Origin of the sequence: Myxococcus sp. MxC21-1 (assembly GCF_032612255.1) — a bacterium.
GTDB classification, from domain to species: domain Bacteria; phylum Myxococcota; class Myxococcia; order Myxococcales; family Myxococcaceae; genus Myxococcus; species Myxococcus virescens.
Genome location: NZ_CP123278.1, coordinates 7,039,632 through 7,054,817, shown reverse-complemented (window position 1 = coordinate 7,054,817; position 15,186 = coordinate 7,039,632). Strand labels below are relative to the sequence as shown.

Annotated in this window: 12 protein-coding genes and 1 pseudogene; 6 read left to right on the top strand and 7 right to left on the bottom strand. The window is 68.6% G+C overall.

Annotation, left to right across the window (positions count from 1 at the left end; all coding sequences use genetic code 11):
* Positions 1–120: 120 nt before the first annotated feature.
* A complete protein-coding gene (locus QEG98_RS31360) occupies positions 121–960 on the bottom strand; it encodes a hypothetical protein (RefSeq protein ID WP_316563903.1) in 840 nt (279 codons plus the stop codon).
* A 352-nt stretch (positions 961–1,312) separates the two neighbouring features.
* Here QEG98_RS31360 and QEG98_RS31355 point away from each other — a divergent pair, with 352 nt between their 5' ends.
* Both QEG98_RS31355 and QEG98_RS31350 read left to right on the top strand, forming a co-directional pair.
* Positions 1,313–2,062, top strand: coding sequence for a HEAT repeat domain-containing protein (locus QEG98_RS31355; protein WP_141621524.1), 750 nt, complete (start codon positions 1,313–1,315; stop codon positions 2,060–2,062).
* Complete coding sequence (locus QEG98_RS31350) at positions 2,059–2,796, top strand: signal protein (RefSeq protein WP_140856711.1); 738 nt, start codon at positions 2,059–2,061, stop codon at positions 2,794–2,796. The genes QEG98_RS31355 and QEG98_RS31350 overlap by 4 nt, the downstream gene beginning before the upstream one ends.
* Positions 2,797–2,809: 13 nt before the next feature.
* Here QEG98_RS31350 and QEG98_RS31345 read toward each other — a convergent pair.
* The 6 genes and pseudogenes from QEG98_RS31345 to trmB all read right to left on the bottom strand — a co-directional run bounded on the left by QEG98_RS31345 (position 2,810) and on the right by trmB (position 9,767).
* Positions 2,810–5,773, bottom strand: a pseudogene (locus tag QEG98_RS31345) (helicase C-terminal domain-containing protein).
* Positions 5,774–5,830: 57 nt separating this feature from the next.
* The gene (locus tag QEG98_RS31340) at positions 5,831–6,241 is read right to left on the bottom strand and encodes a cupredoxin domain-containing protein (protein ID WP_316563902.1); all 411 of its coding nucleotides are present in this window, start codon (positions 6,239–6,241) and stop codon (positions 5,831–5,833) included.
* 44 nt (positions 6,242–6,285) lie between these two features.
* On the bottom strand, positions 6,286–7,029 hold the full coding sequence (locus QEG98_RS31335; RefSeq protein WP_316563901.1) for a hypothetical protein: 744 nt from the start codon (positions 7,027–7,029) through the stop codon (positions 6,286–6,288).
* A gap of 486 nt (positions 7,030–7,515) precedes the next feature.
* A complete protein-coding gene (locus QEG98_RS31330) occupies positions 7,516–7,935 on the bottom strand; it encodes a hypothetical protein (RefSeq protein ID WP_316563900.1) in 420 nt (139 codons plus the stop codon).
* Positions 7,936–7,991: 56 nt separating this feature from the next.
* Complete coding sequence (locus QEG98_RS31325; protein WP_090490343.1) at positions 7,992–9,035, bottom strand: diguanylate cyclase; 1,044 nt, start codon at positions 9,033–9,035, stop codon at positions 7,992–7,994.
* 111 nt (positions 9,036–9,146) lie between these two features.
* On the bottom strand, positions 9,147–9,767 hold the full coding sequence (trmB, locus tag QEG98_RS31320) for a tRNA (guanine(46)-N(7))-methyltransferase TrmB (protein WP_090490342.1): 621 nt from the start codon (positions 9,765–9,767) through the stop codon (positions 9,147–9,149).
* A 75-nt stretch (positions 9,768–9,842) separates the two neighbouring features.
* On the opposite strand from trmB, the gene QEG98_RS31315 reads away from it, so the two are divergent.
* The 4 genes from QEG98_RS31315 (at position 9,843) to QEG98_RS31300 (ending at position 15,147) form a co-directional block, all read left to right on the top strand.
* On the top strand, positions 9,843–10,769 hold the full coding sequence (locus QEG98_RS31315; RefSeq protein ID WP_090490341.1) for a bifunctional riboflavin kinase/FAD synthetase: 927 nt from the start codon (positions 9,843–9,845) through the stop codon (positions 10,767–10,769).
* Positions 10,770–10,973: 204 nt separating this feature from the next.
* Positions 10,974–12,674, top strand: coding sequence for a type IV-A pilus assembly ATPase PilB (pilB, locus tag QEG98_RS31310; protein ID WP_011555739.1), 1,701 nt, complete (start codon positions 10,974–10,976; stop codon positions 12,672–12,674).
* Between the two features lie 43 nt (positions 12,675–12,717).
* Positions 12,718–13,836 (top strand): type IV pilus twitching motility protein PilT, encoded by a 1,119-nt coding sequence (locus QEG98_RS31305; RefSeq protein WP_011555738.1) that lies wholly within the window; start codon positions 12,718–12,720, stop codon positions 13,834–13,836.
* A gap of 57 nt (positions 13,837–13,893) precedes the next feature.
* The gene (locus tag QEG98_RS31300; protein ID WP_316563899.1) at positions 13,894–15,147 is read left to right on the top strand and encodes a type II secretion system F family protein; all 1,254 of its coding nucleotides are present in this window, start codon (positions 13,894–13,896) and stop codon (positions 15,145–15,147) included.
* The last annotated feature ends 39 nt before the right edge of the window (positions 15,148–15,186 follow it).

The following is a 15,186-nucleotide window of genomic DNA, read 5'->3' as shown; positions in this document are numbered from 1 at the left end:
TCACTACCGGGCCCGAGGAGCGCGACTCAAACTACAACTGTAGGATTAAGCGATATGTGTGGGGCGGGGGGAGCCGAAGCTGGAGCGCCCGCCCTATTGCCCAGCACTGCTGCTCGCCGTTCAAGCCCCCGAAGTGGCGTTTCCGAAACGACTCAGCATCTCTTCGACGTACTGGACACCCCGGGCCGTGATGGCTTTGCCCTTCTGCGTGTCCTGCGCGTAACCGCCGTGCAGGCGGAGCGCCTTGGCCGCGTTCGGCGCGGCGTAGGTGACACCCAGTTTCCCCCAGAAGCGCGACGTCGTTCCAGAGGTCACCTCGAACTCGGCATCCAGCGAGCGTGCGAGATAGAGCGGGATGAGTGACCGCACGAGCTGGTCCTTCTGCTTACCAGCCGAGATGAGGTCTTGCTGCCTCGGGTGGTTGCGCAGCGCGGACAGCAACTGGTCCACAGCCGTGCTGCCATTCCCGGTCGCGGGCGAAGCGGTCTCCTTCGCGGGGCGCGCTCCCTTCTTGACCTTCGTAGTCGGGCGGGCCGACCGCTTCTCCAACATGGCTCCCGTGCTGCTCTGAGCCTGCCGTGTTGCGGGCTTCTTCTTTTTTGCCCCCGTGCGAGGCGCCTTCGCCGTCACCTTTCGGGAAGGCTCAGGCGTAGCGGCCTGGGCAGCCGAAGGTGCGACAGCGTCGGTGGTTACCGCACCACGCGGCGGGGTGCGCTCTGCCACGGTCGGCTCCGGCGGCGGCGCGTCGGACGGCTGGGAGACGACTGGCCTGGGGCGCGGCGTGCGCTCGACCACGGTCTGCTGCGTGGCGCCACGGGGCGGAGGTGAAGGGAAGTCCGAGGCCCGGGGCGCGGATGTGTCTCGGGACTCCTTGAGCCCGAGGCGCGCGCGCACCTCACCCACGATACCGCCCAACCCCACGTTCTGGAGCAGACCTTCCAACCGGGACGTGAAAGACACCTGGTGAGCCCTCCTGGAGACGCGCACATTACCCCATGAAGGCCACATCCCCGAGCGGATGGCTCGATTCCTGCCAGTCCTGCTGCCGTGGAGGAGGTGGGAGGCACCGGTTGTGGGGGCCTCAGGGGCTGAGCCCGAGCAGCTGTGCCGTGGACATGCCGCCCGGGTTCGCGCCCCCGCGCCGTGTCCTTCCCAGCGCATCCCCAGGTCTGAACAGACACCCGGGCTGACAGAGGCGGGGACGGCACTCCGGGCGGGAGTCGCCATGACCCACTGTCTTCCATGTGCAAGGCCATGCAACTGTTCGCCAATCGTCAGACGGCGTTAGACTCTCCGGACTCCTTCCCTGCGCATGCAGCTGCTTTCCTCCGCCCTCGTCCTGCTGCTCCTCGCGCCTTGCGCGGCCCTGGCTCAGGGTGACTCCCGTATTGCCTTCCTGGGCAAGCAGCTCCAGAAGAGCAAGGACCCGCGCTCGCGCTCGCAGGCGGCGCTGGTGCTCGGCGCCACGGAGGACCCGGAGGCCGTGCCGCTGCTGTGCAACGGATTGAAGGACGAGAGCGAGCTGGTGCGCGCGGCCGCGGCGAAGGGGCTGGCGAAGCTGCTGGAGCCCGGCGGGCTCGACTGCCTCCAGGCCCACAAGGCGGACGCGGACGCGTCAGTCCAGGCGGCGGTGCGCGAAGCCGTGGGGGCCCTGAAGGAGTACCAGTCCCGCCCGCCGCGCTTCTACGTGCATCTCGAGGCGGTCAAGGACCGCACGGGCAAGCTCCCCGCCGACCTGGTGAAGGCGACGGAGGCGCGGCTGCGCTCGCGGCTGATGCGGAGCGGGGCCCAGCTCGCGCCCGCGAAGGAGACGAAGGCGGCGGCGAAGGGCACGCTGAAGAAGCTTCGGGTGCGGGGCTACCGCATCACCCCGGAGCTTCATGCGACGGACGGCGGCGGACTGCGGGTGGCGCTGGTGTGCCTCACCTACCCGGACCTGTCGCTGATGGGGCAGGTGGAAGTGAATGCCGCGGGCGCTCAGCCTGGCGATCTCCTCAAGGCGCTGGTACCTCGCGCGGTGGAGGAAGCGGCGGAGACCTTCGAGTGGAGCAGCGAGACATGACGACGACCACGGCGCCCCTGACGCCAGCCAAGCGGCGCTGGCGCAACTTCCTTCTCGAAACGGGCTTCCAGCTCAAGCTGACGGCGTACATCGTCTCGGTGACGCTCGTGCTGTCGGCGCTGCTGGGCGTGTTCCTCGTGAGAGGCGCGCAGGCGCTGATGCGCGAGACGGCGACGGCGGTTGAAGCCCGCTCCCGCGCGGCGGAGGTCAGCCGCGAGCTGTCCGGCGCCACGCTCTCCAACGAGCTGCTGACTCGGATGGACGACCCCACGTTCGAGGCGAGCTTCCGCGAGAAGGCGGGGGCCATCGACGCGGCCTACGAGGCCGAGCGTGCCGCCATCGTTGCCCAACGCGCTGAGCTGGAGCGGCAGCAGAAGCTCACCTGGTGGGCGCTGGGGGGCTTTCTGGTGGCCTTCATCGCGGTGGTGGGATTGGGGACCATCGTGGTGACGCACAAGGTGGCGGGCCCGCTCTTCCGCATCCGCCGCATGGTGCAGGAGGTCCACGACGGCCGGCTGCGTCCACCCCAGCACGGGCTCCGGGATGGCGATGATCTCCAGGACCTCTTCGATGCCACGCGGAAGATGGTGCAGCGCCTCCGCGAGCAGAACGAGGAGGACGCGAGGACCTTGGCGAACGTCCTCCTGGCCGCGGAGCGCACGGGCGCTTCCCCCGAGCTCATCCACGAGCTGCGCGCCCTGGATGCGCGCTACCGCACCCGGCTCGAAGACTGAGCCCTTCCGGGGCTCACCCCCAGGACCGCGCGGGTCCTGACTCCACGGTGAGTCCCGTCTCCTTCAGCATCGCGTGGATGCGCAGGCGCGCCTGGGCCCACGGAAGCGCCTCGACGCGATAGCCCTCCAGCGCGTTCATCAGGTGGCCACGGTAGCTGGGGTGCCCCGGGTCCGAGATGATGACCACGCCCCGGTCCGTCGTGGCCCGGATGAGTCGGCCCACGCCCTGGCGCAGTTGCAGCAGGGCGCGGGGAAGCCGGTAGTGGAGGAAGCCCATGTATTCGCCGCCGCTGCGAGAGAGGGGCTCCTCGCGTGCGGCCACCAGCGGACGCATGGCGGGCTCCAGGGGCAGCTTGTCGATGAACACGCAGCCGACGCCGCGACCGGGGATGTCCACGCCCTGCCAGAAGCTCTTGGTCCCCAGCAGCACGGTGCCCGTGTCCTTCTCCTGCCGTGCCGCTAGCGAGCGGCTGTGCCCGCGTGACTGCCGCAGCACCTCGATGCCCAATGGGTCCAGCCGTCCGCGGACGCTCGTGCCCACCCGCTCCATGCGGCGCGTCGACGCGAACAGCCCCAGCACCCGGCCTCCCATCGTCTGTGCCAGGCCCGAAATCCGGAGCGAGGCCCACTCCACGAAGGCTTCCTCGTGCGCACGAGGCGCATCGGTGACGAGCACGACCAGCGCCTGCTCATGCAGCTTGAAGGGCGTGGCCGCGCGGACCAGTCGGGGCGCAGGTCGGCCTCCGCGCCCGTCGAGACCCAAGCGCCGGAGGACGAAGGGGAAGCCGTCACCAGTGCCCAGCGTGGCGGATGCGAGCACCAGCGTGCGCTTGCTCTCCGCGAAGTCCTTCGACACGTAGGCGGAGACATCCACCGGCTGGGCGCTCAAGCTCCACCGCTGCCGCTTCGGTTCCGCGGTGGCCGCGTAGCATCGTCCTGGCGCGGCTTCTCCGGACAGCTCGCCAGCGAGCACCGCCAGTTCGCCAAGCTCGGTGGTGGCACCCGACAGCTCCCGCTCCAGCGCGGGTTGTCGAGCCGCCAGCTCAGGAAGGGCGGCTAGCACGCGCACGGACAGCAGGACATGCAGCGCCTGGAGCGCGCCGCGCACGCCTTCCAGTCCTTCGCGTACCGGCTCCCAGGCGGGCAGGGTGCGCACGGTCGCGGTGATGCGCAGCTCCGGAGAGTACGCACCTTCATCCGGGTCCTCGCCCAAGGCTGTGGCAGTGGGTTCGCACAGCTCCGTCACGCGCGCACCGAGGTCACGCGCGTCGTCAAGCAACCGGCGAAGGCCATCCTCCACCTCGCCCATCAGCGACCGTGTCTCCGTCCGGCGCGAAGCGCTCAGCGCCTTGCGCAGCTCGGCGAACAGGCCGCGCCGTCCGTCCCTGCCATGCAGCCGTTCGGTGAGGCGGAGGAAGGCCAGGTCCGACAGCTCCAGCGTCAGCGCGGTGGTGGCGACATCCTCCACCTCGTGCGCCTCGTCGAGGACCAGGTGGTCCAGCTTCGGGTAGCGCGCGGGCCACGCGAAGGCGAGCGATTGGTTGATGACCAGCACGTCCGCCTCACGGGCCTGCGCCACGGCCGAGTGATAGAAGCAGCGGTGGAAGTGCGGGCACTTCTCGCCGAGCGTCGTCGACGCCTCGGAGCGCACGGCGGGCACCAGCGCCATCAGCACCGGGAAGCGCTCGCGGAACCAGTGGCTCAGCCGGTCCAGGTCTCCCTCGCCACTGCGACGCAGGTACGCACGCAGATACGCCCGGGGGCGCGCGCGGAGTGCCCCATGCCGGGCTCCACCCGAGTGGCTTCCAGCGCGCGGCGGCGGCACAGGTAGTTCGTCTGGCCCTTCAGCAGGGCGTAGCCAAAGGCGCCCTTCGTTGCGCGGTGAAGCCGAGGCAGGTCCTTCTCCAGGAGCTGGTCCTGGAGCGTCTTGGTGTGCGGCGCCACGCCGACCTTGCGTCCGTTTCGCGCCGCGAAGAGGGCGGCGGGAGCCGTACGCCAGCGACTTGCCCGTGCCCGTGCCGGCTTCCACCGCGAGTTGCCCGCCGTCCGACAGCGCCCGCGCCACCGCCTGCGCCACGTCGAGCTGCGCGGCCCGGCTCATGAATCCTTCACCGGCCTGCTCCAGCGCGCCGCCAACGCCCAGCAGCGCTGAGACCTCGTCCGGACGCACGGGGAGCACGGGGGCATCCGCCTCTGGCTCGGGCAGCGCGGTGGCGCCTCCCGCGCGCCGCCGCTCCGGCTTCCCACGAAGGAAGCCCTGGGCCTCCAGCAACAGCGGCGCAGCTTCTTCACGGCACGCGGCGGCCAGACGCGACAGCAGGTCCACCAGCGGCCATTCCTCATAGTCGAACGCGCCGCTCGCGCCGTCCTTCAAGCCCACGCCTTCCATCGCCAGGCGCAGCTCCGCGCCCTTGCGCGGGTCCAACGCGGCGAGCAGGTCCACCACGTCATCGCCACGGCCCTCGCGGACGCAGCGCTCCATGGCGTGCACCAGCACCGAGTACACCGCCTCGCAGTCCGACACCGCGCGGTGCGGCTGTCTCAACGCGAGCCCGCCCCAGCGCAGCAGCGACTCCAGCGAGTGGCTGGGCAGCTCCGGGTGCAGGTAGTGCATCAGCTCGCACGAGTCGAGCACCGGGGCGCGGATGGGCCCCAGCAGGTCCGGCAGGAAGCCTTTTTCAAAGGGCGCGTTGTGTGCCACCACCGTCCAGTCGGAGAGCTTCTCGCGAAGCTCGGCGATGTCGGTGCCGAAGCGCGGATGCCCTTCGAGGTCCGCGTCCTTCAGGCCCGTCAGCCGCCGGATGGTGAGGGGGAGGGGCCGCGACGCCGAGTACAGGCGCGCGAAGCGTTCCACCTCGCGCCCGTTCTCGAAGAAGATGCAGCCCAGCTCGATGACCTCGTCCACGCGCGGATCCAACCCCGTGGTTTCGAGGTCGAGGAAAACATGCCGGGTGAAGAGCTCCGCCGCGCCGCCCATTCAGGCCGCGGAGACTACTCCTCCCGGCGGCGCTGCCTAGAAATCGACCAGCGTCCGTCAGTCGACCATGAAAACGCCGGAAATCATCTTGTTCATGGCGCAGCCGTACACCAGCTTGCCGGACTCCTTCGGCGTGAAGGCAATCTCCACCGGCTGGTTGAGCGGCAACGGCGTGTTGATGTCGTAGCCGTCCATGACGACCTCGGTGGCGCAGGTGTGGTCCGTCTTGCGCGTCACCACCAGCTTTACTGGCTCGCCCTTCTTGAGGCTCACCGGGCTGGGCTCGTAGCCCTTCTCGGTGACGGAGAGCTCGACGATGCGCACGCCGTTCTCCCGCTTCTCGGGGACCGCGGGCGCCTTCGTCGCGTCAGCGTCCTTCGTGCACCCTTGCTGCGTGATGCCCACCATGGCGGCCGTCGCGGCCAGGGCGAGCCAGGGCTTGATGATGCGGGAGATGAACTGACGCATGGATGTCTCGGCGGTGTGGGGCGTACGCCCCGCGGGGATGGCCCTCAGGCCTCGTCCGCGGGGGCACTCTCGTCGGAGGTGGAGGTCACGGGCTCGAAGCGCAGCAGGGCGTGGAGCGGGACGAAGACTTCGTGGCCCTCCTCGCCCAGCAGCAGGTCGAACCGGCCCACGCGCATCAGCGGAAGCTGGAGGGTGATGCCGTTGCGCAGCACCATCCGCACCGTCTGCCCGATGTGGTCCAGGAAGGCGCGCGGGTCCGAGTGGGGGCGCTTGTCCGGCTGACGCGCCACCGCAGACGGCTTCTGCGTCAGCTTGGCATCGCGCTCCAGACCGGGCAGCAGCCGCTCCCAGTCCGTGCGACGGGCCAGCAGCACCACCTGGAGCTTCTCCAGGCGGCCCGTGCGCTCCAGCGTGAAGGCGATGGGCTCCTCGGCCTGCAGCGTGTCCAGCAGGGAGCGCTCCGCCAGCACCACGGAGACTTCTGCCTTGTCGCTGATGAGCCCGGCCAGGAAGTCCGCCACCACGGCGTTTTCGACCTCGCCGCGCGCCTGCTTGATGGCCGCCTTGCGCTGGGTGCGCTCCTTGCGGGCCATGAACTCGGCCACCGTCATGCCGCTCTGGAGCACGCCGAAGGCGTCACCCAGGGACAGGCTGGGCGTCTGGCCCATCAGCTCGTACACATGGTCGAAGCGCTTCGCCTCCTCGGCGTGCAGCTTGCGCCAGATACGGCACTTCATCTTCCCTTCCAGCTCGCCCTTCGCGATGCGGGCGGGGACGCGCTCGCGCACCGCCAGCGCCTGAATCTGCTCGGGCGTGGGGGGCGGCCGGGGCGTGGATGGCCGGAAGCCGCCGGGGCGTCCGCCGAATCCGCCACCGGGGGCTCTGCCCGGAGGCGCACCCGTGCCAGGGCCCGAGGGGCGGGGAGCCAGCGGGCGGGCGCCGGCGTCACGCTCGTCGTCGGGCGGGGCGTGGGGACCGCTGTCGCTGGCGCTGCCACCGGGGTGGGGCGGGGCACCGGGGCGGTCCCCGTGGGCGCGGGACGAGGCGTCGGCAGGGGCGCCGAGCCAGCAGCAGGCCGGGGCGTGGGCGCCACGCCCGTGGGGCGCGGGGTAGGCGTGGGGCGCGGCGTGGGCGCCGGAGTCGGGGTCGGAGCGGCAGTGCCGGGCGTCGTTGCCGGGCGCCGGATGACTTCGACCGCGGGAATCACCCGCCGTGTCTTCCTGTCGTTCACAGTCGTACGTTACCTGATGCGAGTTTTCCGGGCATGCCCGGCTTTACGGCTGGAGGGATGCTGAAAGGTCGACCTTCCACCCGGACGGCTCACGGACCATCCGGACCTCGTGGGAGCTTTCTCCCGCGCGCACGAGCACTGTCGCGACGTCTCCCACCTCCCGGACCAGCGAGACCTCCGTAACATCCGGAGGTGGAGGGACATTCGCGAAGAAGAGGGCCATGGGCTCCGGTTTTTCTTCACCCCCGGAGGCCTCTCCCACCACCTGCGCACGCTTCGCCAGCGCGTCCTGGGTGGGTTTGGACAGCGCGCCCCACGCCTGCTGCAGCTCCCCTCGCTTCACCAGCCGGTGGAAGGACGTGTAGGCGTCCTGCGGGGTGCCGAAGCGCGGCCGGTTGCAGCCACCCAGGCTCAGCAGCAGGACCAGCGCTACCAGCCAGGGCATCGTCGCGGAGAGACGCATGGGGACAGGGGTTTAGGTCAAAGCGCCGCCGGGGGAAAGCCCGAGGTTCGGACATGTCACGCGGCGTGCTGATGGACGCGATTGCGGCCTGCTCCCTTGGCCGCATAGAGGCTGGCGTCGGCAGCCCGCAGCAGCGCCTCCGCGCTCGGGAGGTCGCCCGACGGCACCGTGGCCACGCCCAATGACGCGGTCAGCCGCACGCACTGCGGCTTGCCACTCCCACCCACATACTCCAGCTCCAGGGCGGCGATGGCGTCGCGCACCCGCTCGCAGACCCGGAGCGCGTCCGCGGGGCCTGTCTCCGGGAGCAGGGCGATGAACTCCTCGCCGCCGTAGCGCGCCAGCAGGTCCACTTCCCGCAGCCGCGCCCGCGCCGTCTGGGCCACGGCCTTCAGCACGTGGTCTCCGAAGGGGTGCCCGAAGCTGTCGTTGATGCGCTTGAAGTGGTCGATGTCCAGCATCACCAGGGACAGGGGCGCTCCATAACGCCGCGAGCGGGCGAACTCGTCGTTCAGCCGCTCTTCCAAGGCGCGCCGGTTCGACAGGCCGGTGAGTGCATCCGTGCGGGTGAGCGCCAGCAGCTCTTCGCGCCGCGCCGCCAGCTCCTTGTTGGCGCGGTCCAGCTCCCGGTTCTTCTCCACCACCGCATCCTGCAACGCCTTCAGCCGCAGCATGGACTTCACGCGGGCCGACAGCTCGAGCATGTCGAAGGGCTTCACCAGGTAGTCATCCGCCCCCAGCTCCAGTCCCTCCACCTTTCCCGCGGCCTGCCGGGCCGTCATGAGAATCACGGGGATGAAGCCGAAGCCGTCCTCGCCCGCGTTCGCCTTGATGATGCGGCACACCTCCACGCCGCCCAGTCCCGGCATCTCCACGTCCATGAGGATGAGGTCGGGGCGGGACTCCCGGATGGCGGACAGCGCCTGGGCGCCGTCATGGGCCTCGGCGAAGACGTAACCGTGAGGGGCCAGTCCGTCGCGCACGTGCCGGAGATGCACCGGGTCATCGTCCACGAGGAGCACCGTGCGGCCACTGAGTTCCCCAGCGGGGGGGGCACGGCGGGCGACCTCCAGCGTCCTCTTCCGTTCGCCATCCGCCATGAATGTCTCGCCCCCGGGTGCAATCGTCCCGCGCGCGGTGCGGGGTTGCCCGCCATTCTCACTGCCCGCACCTGGGATGCAAGGGGCTCGGCGCGCGCCCGCGGCGCGACGTCAGGCAGGCTTCAGTAGCCGCGCCCGGTACACGGGCTCCCCGCTGGCCAGGTAGCGGCGCTCACGCGTGGAGGGCACTTCCTCCGGGTCATAGGGATGGAAAACACCTGAACCCAAGGGGTTCTTGAAACCAGCGGATTCCAGGATGGCGAGCATCGTCACGCCGCGGTCCTGGACATCGGTGCGCATGTCGAAGAGTCCACCCGGTGCGAGCTTGCCGTACAGCAGCTCGGCGAACGCGGGCTGAATCACGGCGCGCTTGGCGTGGGAGCGCTTCCACCAGGGGTCGGGGAACTGGAGGTGGATGGCGGCGAGCGAATCAGGCGCGAAGATGCGGGGCACGATGAAGCGCGCGTCGGATTCGATGACGCGCAGGTTGCGCAGGCCCGCCTTGTCCGCGCGGTCCTGGGTGTCGCGCGCGTACTTCTTGCGCCACTCGAAGGCGACGAAGCGTACCTCGGGGTGGCGGCGGCAGTACTCCAGGGCGTGGCCGCCCGCGCCGGAGCCGATTTCCAGCTCGAGCGGTCCGCTGAAGCCGAATTCGGCGTCCCAGTCCGGCGGGGTCTCCAGGGTGACGAACTTGAGGCCGACGGGCTCGGGGAGCAGGCGAGGACGGGACATGGGCGGGCGCCACCAACCACGGCGACGACGGGTTTGGCCAGGGAAAAACGCGAGGCCTGGAGTATACGGGAGCCCATGAAGGTCTTCCCTGCGGTGGCGGACGCGGGCCGGGCGCTGGCCGGACAGGCACTCGCGCTGGGCAACTTCGACGGTGTGCACGTGGGCCATCAGGCCCTCTTCGCGGAGGCGCGCCGCCACGGGCGAGCCGCCGCCTTCACCTTCCATCCCCATCCAGGCAAGGTGCTCCAGCCGGAGCTGGCGCCGAAGCTCATCACCCTGCTGCCGCGCAAGCTGGAGCTGTTCGAGGAGCTCGGGCTGGACGCCGCGGTGGTGCAACCCTTCTCGCGCGAATACGCGCGCACGCCGCCCGCGGACTTCGAGGCAGCGCTCTTCGACGCGCTCGGCGTCGCGCACGTCGTGGTGGGCAGCGACTTCACCTACGGCTCGGCCCGGCGCGGCACCGCGGAGACGCTGCGCGAGGCCGCGGCCCGGCGTGGCGCCACGGTGCACGTGGTTCCGCCCGTCACGGTGGATGGCGTGGTGGCGTCGTCATCGCGCGTTCGCGAGTACATCCTGGAGGGGCGCGTGTCCGCGGCGCGGCGGCTGCTGGGCCGTCCCTTCGATCTGGACGGCACGGTGGTGACGGGCGCGGGGCGGGGGCGAGGCATCGGCTTTCCCACCGCGAACGTGGACACGCAGAACGAGCTGCGCCCCGCACCGGGGGTCTATGCCATCCGCGTCCATCTGCCCGGCGAGTCAAAGGGCACCTGGCATGGCGGTGCGGCGAACATCGGTGTGAAGCCTACCTTTGGCGGCACGGAGGTGACGATCGAAGCGCACCTGCTCGACTTCGCCGGTGATCTGTACGGGAAGGAGCTGCGCGTGCAGTTCCTCGACCGCCTTCGCCCCGAGCAGCGTTTCGGTTCGGTGGTGGAGCTGACGGGGCAGATCAAGCGTGACGTGGAGGCCGCGCGCGCCGTGATTGCGCGCGAGGAGAGCTGAGCAATTTTCCCGTGTCCGTTCAACGGTTTGTGACAGCAGGGGAGCAGGCGAGGGCGCCTTGACGCGCGCGCGCGGCTCCCCTCTAATTCGCAATCAGGAACCGTGCCATGGGGTGAGGATCACCCGGGCACCGCTCCAGCGTCTTTGAGCTCGGAGGCGGGCCCCCGCCCGCTTCTTTCTTCTTCAAGGAAGAGGCATCAACGAATGTCCGGTCGACTCGGTGAACTGCTGGTTCGCGAGAACCTCATCTCCGTGCAGCAGCTGCGCAAGGCCCAGGAAGAGCAGCAGAAGAACGGCACGCGCATCGGCACCGCGCTCGTCAAGACGGGCGCCATCGAGGAGTCGAAGCTGACCGACTTCCTCTCCAAGCAATACGGCGTGCCGGCCATCAACCTGAAGGACTTCGACGTCGAGCCGGACATCATCAAGCTGGTGCCGAAGGAAGTGGCGGAGAAGCACCTGGTGGTGCCCGTCAACCGCGCGGGCCCGTCGCTCATCGTGGCCATGTGCGACCCGTCCAACATCTTCGCGGTGGACGACCTGAAGTTCCTCACCGGCTACAACATCGAGACGGTGGTCGCCTCCGAGGTCTCCATCCGCGAGGCCATCGAGCGCTACTACGCGGAGAAGGGCCCGTCGCTGGAGGACATCGTCGGCGACGTCGGTGACGACATCGAGGTCACCAAGGAAGAGACGGAGAACATCGATGAGATGGCCAAGGCCGCGGACGACGCGCCCGTGGTCAAGCTGGTGAATCTCATCCTCATGGACGCCATCAAGAAGCGCGCGTCCGATATCCACGTCGAGCCCTACGAGAAGGACTTCCGCGTCCGTTTCCGCATCGACGGTGTGATGTACGAGGTGATGCGCCCGCCGATGAAGCTGCGCAACGCGATCACCTCGCGTTTGAAGATCATGGCCTCGCTGGACATCTCCGAGCGGCGCCTGCCGCAGGACGGCCGCATCAAGATCAAGATGGGCGGCGGCAAGGAGATGGACTTCCGCGTGAGCGTGTGTCCCACGCTCTTCGGCGAGAAGGTCGTGATGCGTCTGCTCGACAAGAGCAACCTCCAACTCGACATGACGAAGCTGGGCTTCGACGCGCAGCCGCTGGCCTGGTTCAAGGAGGCCATCGACCGGCCCTACGGCATGGTGCTGGTGACGGGCCCCACGGGCTCGGGCAAGACGACGACGCTGTACTCGGCGCTCTCCAGCCTCAACGGCCTGGACACCAACATCTGCACCGCGGAGGACCCGGTCGAGTTCAACTTCGCCGGCATCAATCAGGTGCAGATGCATGACGACATCGGCCTGAACTTCGCCGCAGCGCTGCGCTCCTTCCTCCGCCAGGACCCGGACATCATCATGATTGGTGAGATCCGCGACTTCGAGACGGCGGAAATCGGCGTGAAGGCGGCGCTCACGGGCCACCTGGTGCTCTCCACGCTGCACACCAACGACGCCCCGGGTACGGTGAGCCGTCTGCTCAACATGGGCATCGAGCCGTTCCTCGTGACGGCGTCGCTCAACCTCATCCTCGCCCAGCGTCTGGCGCGCCGTCTGTGCCCGGCGTGCAAGAAGCCGGCAGAGAACGTGGACGAGCAGGCGCTCATCGACGCCGGTGTTCCGCCGGACAAGATTGGCACCTTCACGATGTACGAGAAGGTCGGCTGCCGCGACTGCAACGACCGTGGCTACCGCGGCCGCGTGGCCATCTACGAGGTCATGCCCTTCTGGGACGGCCTCAAGGAGCTGGTCATCAACGGCGCCTCCGCCGCGGAGCTGAAGCAGGAGGCCATCCGCCTGGGCATGAGCAGCCTGCGCATGAGCGGTCTTCGCAAGATGATGGACGGCGCCACCACGTTGGAAGAGGTGGTGGGAAACACCGCCCCGGACCGCTTCTAGTCAACCTTCCTCCCACCGCACTCCCCCCGAAGGACATCCCCCCGTGGCCAACCTGCACCAGCTCCTCAAGGCGATGGTCGAGAAGGGCGCTTCCGACCTCCACGTCACCACCGGCTCTCCGCCGCAGCTCCGCGTCGACGGCGAGCTCGTTCCCTTGAAGACGGCGCCGCTGACCCCGGTGGAGACGAAGCAGCTCTGCTACTCCATCCTCACGGACGCCCAGAAGCACAAGTTCGAAGAGGACAACGAGCTGGACCTGTCCTTCGGCGTGAAGGGCCTGTCGCGCTTCCGCGCCAACATCTTCATGCAGCGTGGCGCGGTCGCCGCGGCGTTCCGGACCATTCCCTTCAAGATTTTGACGTTCCAGGAGCTGGGCCTGCCGCCGGTGGTGGCGGAGCTGGTGAAGAAGCCCCGCGGGCTCATCCTGGTGACGGGCCCCACGGGTTCGGGCAAGTCCACCACGCTGGCTTCGATGATCGACAAGATCAACACCGAGCGTCATGAGCACATCATGACCATCGAGGACCCCATCGAGTACCTGCACCCGCACAAGAACTGCCTCGTGAATCAGCGCGAGGTGGGGGCGGACACGCGGAACTTCAAGACGGCCCTCAAGTACATCCTCCGCCAGGACCCGGACGTGGTGCTCGTCGGTGAGCTCCGTGACCTGGAGACGATTGAAGCCGCGCTCACCATCGCGGAGACAGGCCACATCTGCTACGCGACGCTACACACCAATAGCGCGGTGCAGACCATCAACCGCGTGCTGGACGTGTTCCCGCCGTACCAGCAGCCGCAGGTCCGCGCGCAGATGTCCTTCGTGCTGGAAGGCGTGATGAGCCAGGCGCTGGTGGCGAAGGCGGGCGGCCCCGGCCGCATCCTGGCGCTGGAGGTGATGGTGCCCAACCCCGCAATCCGGAACCTCATCCGCGAGGACAAGGTCCACCAGATCTACTCGTCCATGCAGGTCGGCCAGGCGAAGTTCGGCATGCAGACCTTCAACCAGGCCCTGGCGGCGCTGCTGCTGCGGCGGCTCATCACCCAGGATGAGGCCTTCGGACGTTCTAGCGACGCGGAGGAGTTGCGCAACATCCTGGCCACGGGTGGCGGCGGGGCCCTGCCCGGAATGCAGCGGCCAGGCGGGGGAGCGGGTGGTCGTTAGTTCCGGGATTCGGAGATCAGCGGTTAGAGTGGCGCGGCACCCGCGGAGGTCCAGCTCATGGCAGCCCCAGCAGTGAAGTCGGCATCAACTCCCAAGAAGGCCACCGCCCAGTTCCTCTGGGAGGCGAAGACCAAGAGCGGGGAGTCGAAAAAGGGTGAGATGGAGGCGATGGACGTCGAGGCCGTCAACGCGCGCCTCAAGTCCCTCGGGCTGAACCCCGTCAAGGTGCGCAGGAAGGGCCTGCTGGACGGGGATATCGTCATCCCCGGCCTGGGCGGCGTCGAAGGCAAGGACATCCTCGTCTTCACCCGGCAGTTCGCCACGATGATCGACGCCGGCCTCCCGCTGGTGCAGTGCCTCGACATCCTGGCCAGCCAGATGGACAATCCTGCCTTCAAGAAGGTGCTGTTCGCCATCAAGGGCAAGGTGGAGCAGGGCAGCACCTTCGCCGATGCACTGAAGGAGCACCCCAAGGTCTTCGACGAACTCTACGTCCAGCTCTGCGCCGCAGGCGAGGTGGGCGGTATCCTCGACGCCATCCTCAACCGGCTCGCGGCGTACCGGGAGAAGAACGAGAAGCTCAAGTCCAAGGTCAAGAGTGCGATGACCTACCCGATCATCGTCATCCTGGTTGCCATCGGCGTGACGGCGGTGCTGCTGCTGAAGGTGACGCCGGTCTTCGAGAAGATGTTCGCGGACTTCGGCTCGGAGCTACCGGGGCCGACGCAGATGATCGTGAACTTCTCGCACCTCGCGCAGGAGTACTTCTTCCATGCCGCTGGCTCAATTGCCGCGGTGGTGATGTCCTTCACGTGGAGCTATCGCCAGCCGCGTGGCCGGAAGTTCTGGGACAAGGTGTTCCTGTTCATGCCCGTCTTCGGCCCCGTGCTCCGCAAGGTGGCCGTGGCCCGGTTCACCCGCACGCTGGGGACCATGATTTCCTCGGGCGTGCCCATCCTGGACGCGCTGGACGTTACCGCGAAGACGGCCGGTAACCGCACGGTGGAAGACGCCATCATCTACGTCCGCGGGAAGATCGCCGAGGGCAAGAACATCGCGGGGCCTCTGGCCGAGACGAAGGTGTTCCCGTCGATGGTGGTCCAGATGATCGGCGTCGGTGAGGCGACCGGCGCCATGGACACCATGCTCAACAAGATCGCCGACTTCTACGACGACGAAGTGGACGCGGCCATCAACAGCCTCACTGCGATGATTGAGCCCGTGCTGATGGTGTTCCTCGGCGGCGTGGTCGGTGGCTTCCTCATCGGCATGTACCTCCCCATCTTCTCGCTTGCCGGCGCCATCCAGTAACGCAGTGGTCGTAGGAGGGCGCCCCCTGGCGGGGGACGC

Excerpts from the sequence above, each read along its gene's own strand:
- pilB (WP_011555739.1), top strand. The coding sequence starts at position 10,974 with ATGTCCGGTCGACTCGGTGAACTGCTGGTTCGCGAGAACCTCATCTCC.
- QEG98_RS31355 (WP_141621524.1), top strand. The coding sequence starts at position 1,313 with ATGCAGCTGCTTTCCTCCGCCCTCGTCCTGCTGCTCCTCGCGCCTTGC.
- trmB (WP_090490342.1), bottom strand. The coding sequence starts at position 9,767 with ATGTCCCGTCCTCGCCTGCTCCCCGAGCCCGTCGGCCTCAAGTTCGTC.
- QEG98_RS31325 (WP_090490343.1), bottom strand. The coding sequence starts at position 9,035 with ATGGCGGATGGCGAACGGAAGAGGACGCTGGAGGTCGCCCGCCGTGCC.
- QEG98_RS31340 (WP_316563902.1), bottom strand. The coding sequence starts at position 6,241 with ATGCGTCAGTTCATCTCCCGCATCATCAAGCCCTGGCTCGCCCTGGCC.
- QEG98_RS31330 (WP_316563900.1), bottom strand. The coding sequence starts at position 7,935 with ATGCGTCTCTCCGCGACGATGCCCTGGCTGGTAGCGCTGGTCCTGCTG.
- QEG98_RS31350 (WP_140856711.1), top strand. The coding sequence starts at position 2,059 with ATGACGACGACCACGGCGCCCCTGACGCCAGCCAAGCGGCGCTGGCGC.
- QEG98_RS31300 (WP_316563899.1), top strand. The coding sequence starts at position 13,894 with ATGGCAGCCCCAGCAGTGAAGTCGGCATCAACTCCCAAGAAGGCCACC.
- QEG98_RS31315 (WP_090490341.1), top strand. The coding sequence starts at position 9,843 with ATGAAGGTCTTCCCTGCGGTGGCGGACGCGGGCCGGGCGCTGGCCGGA.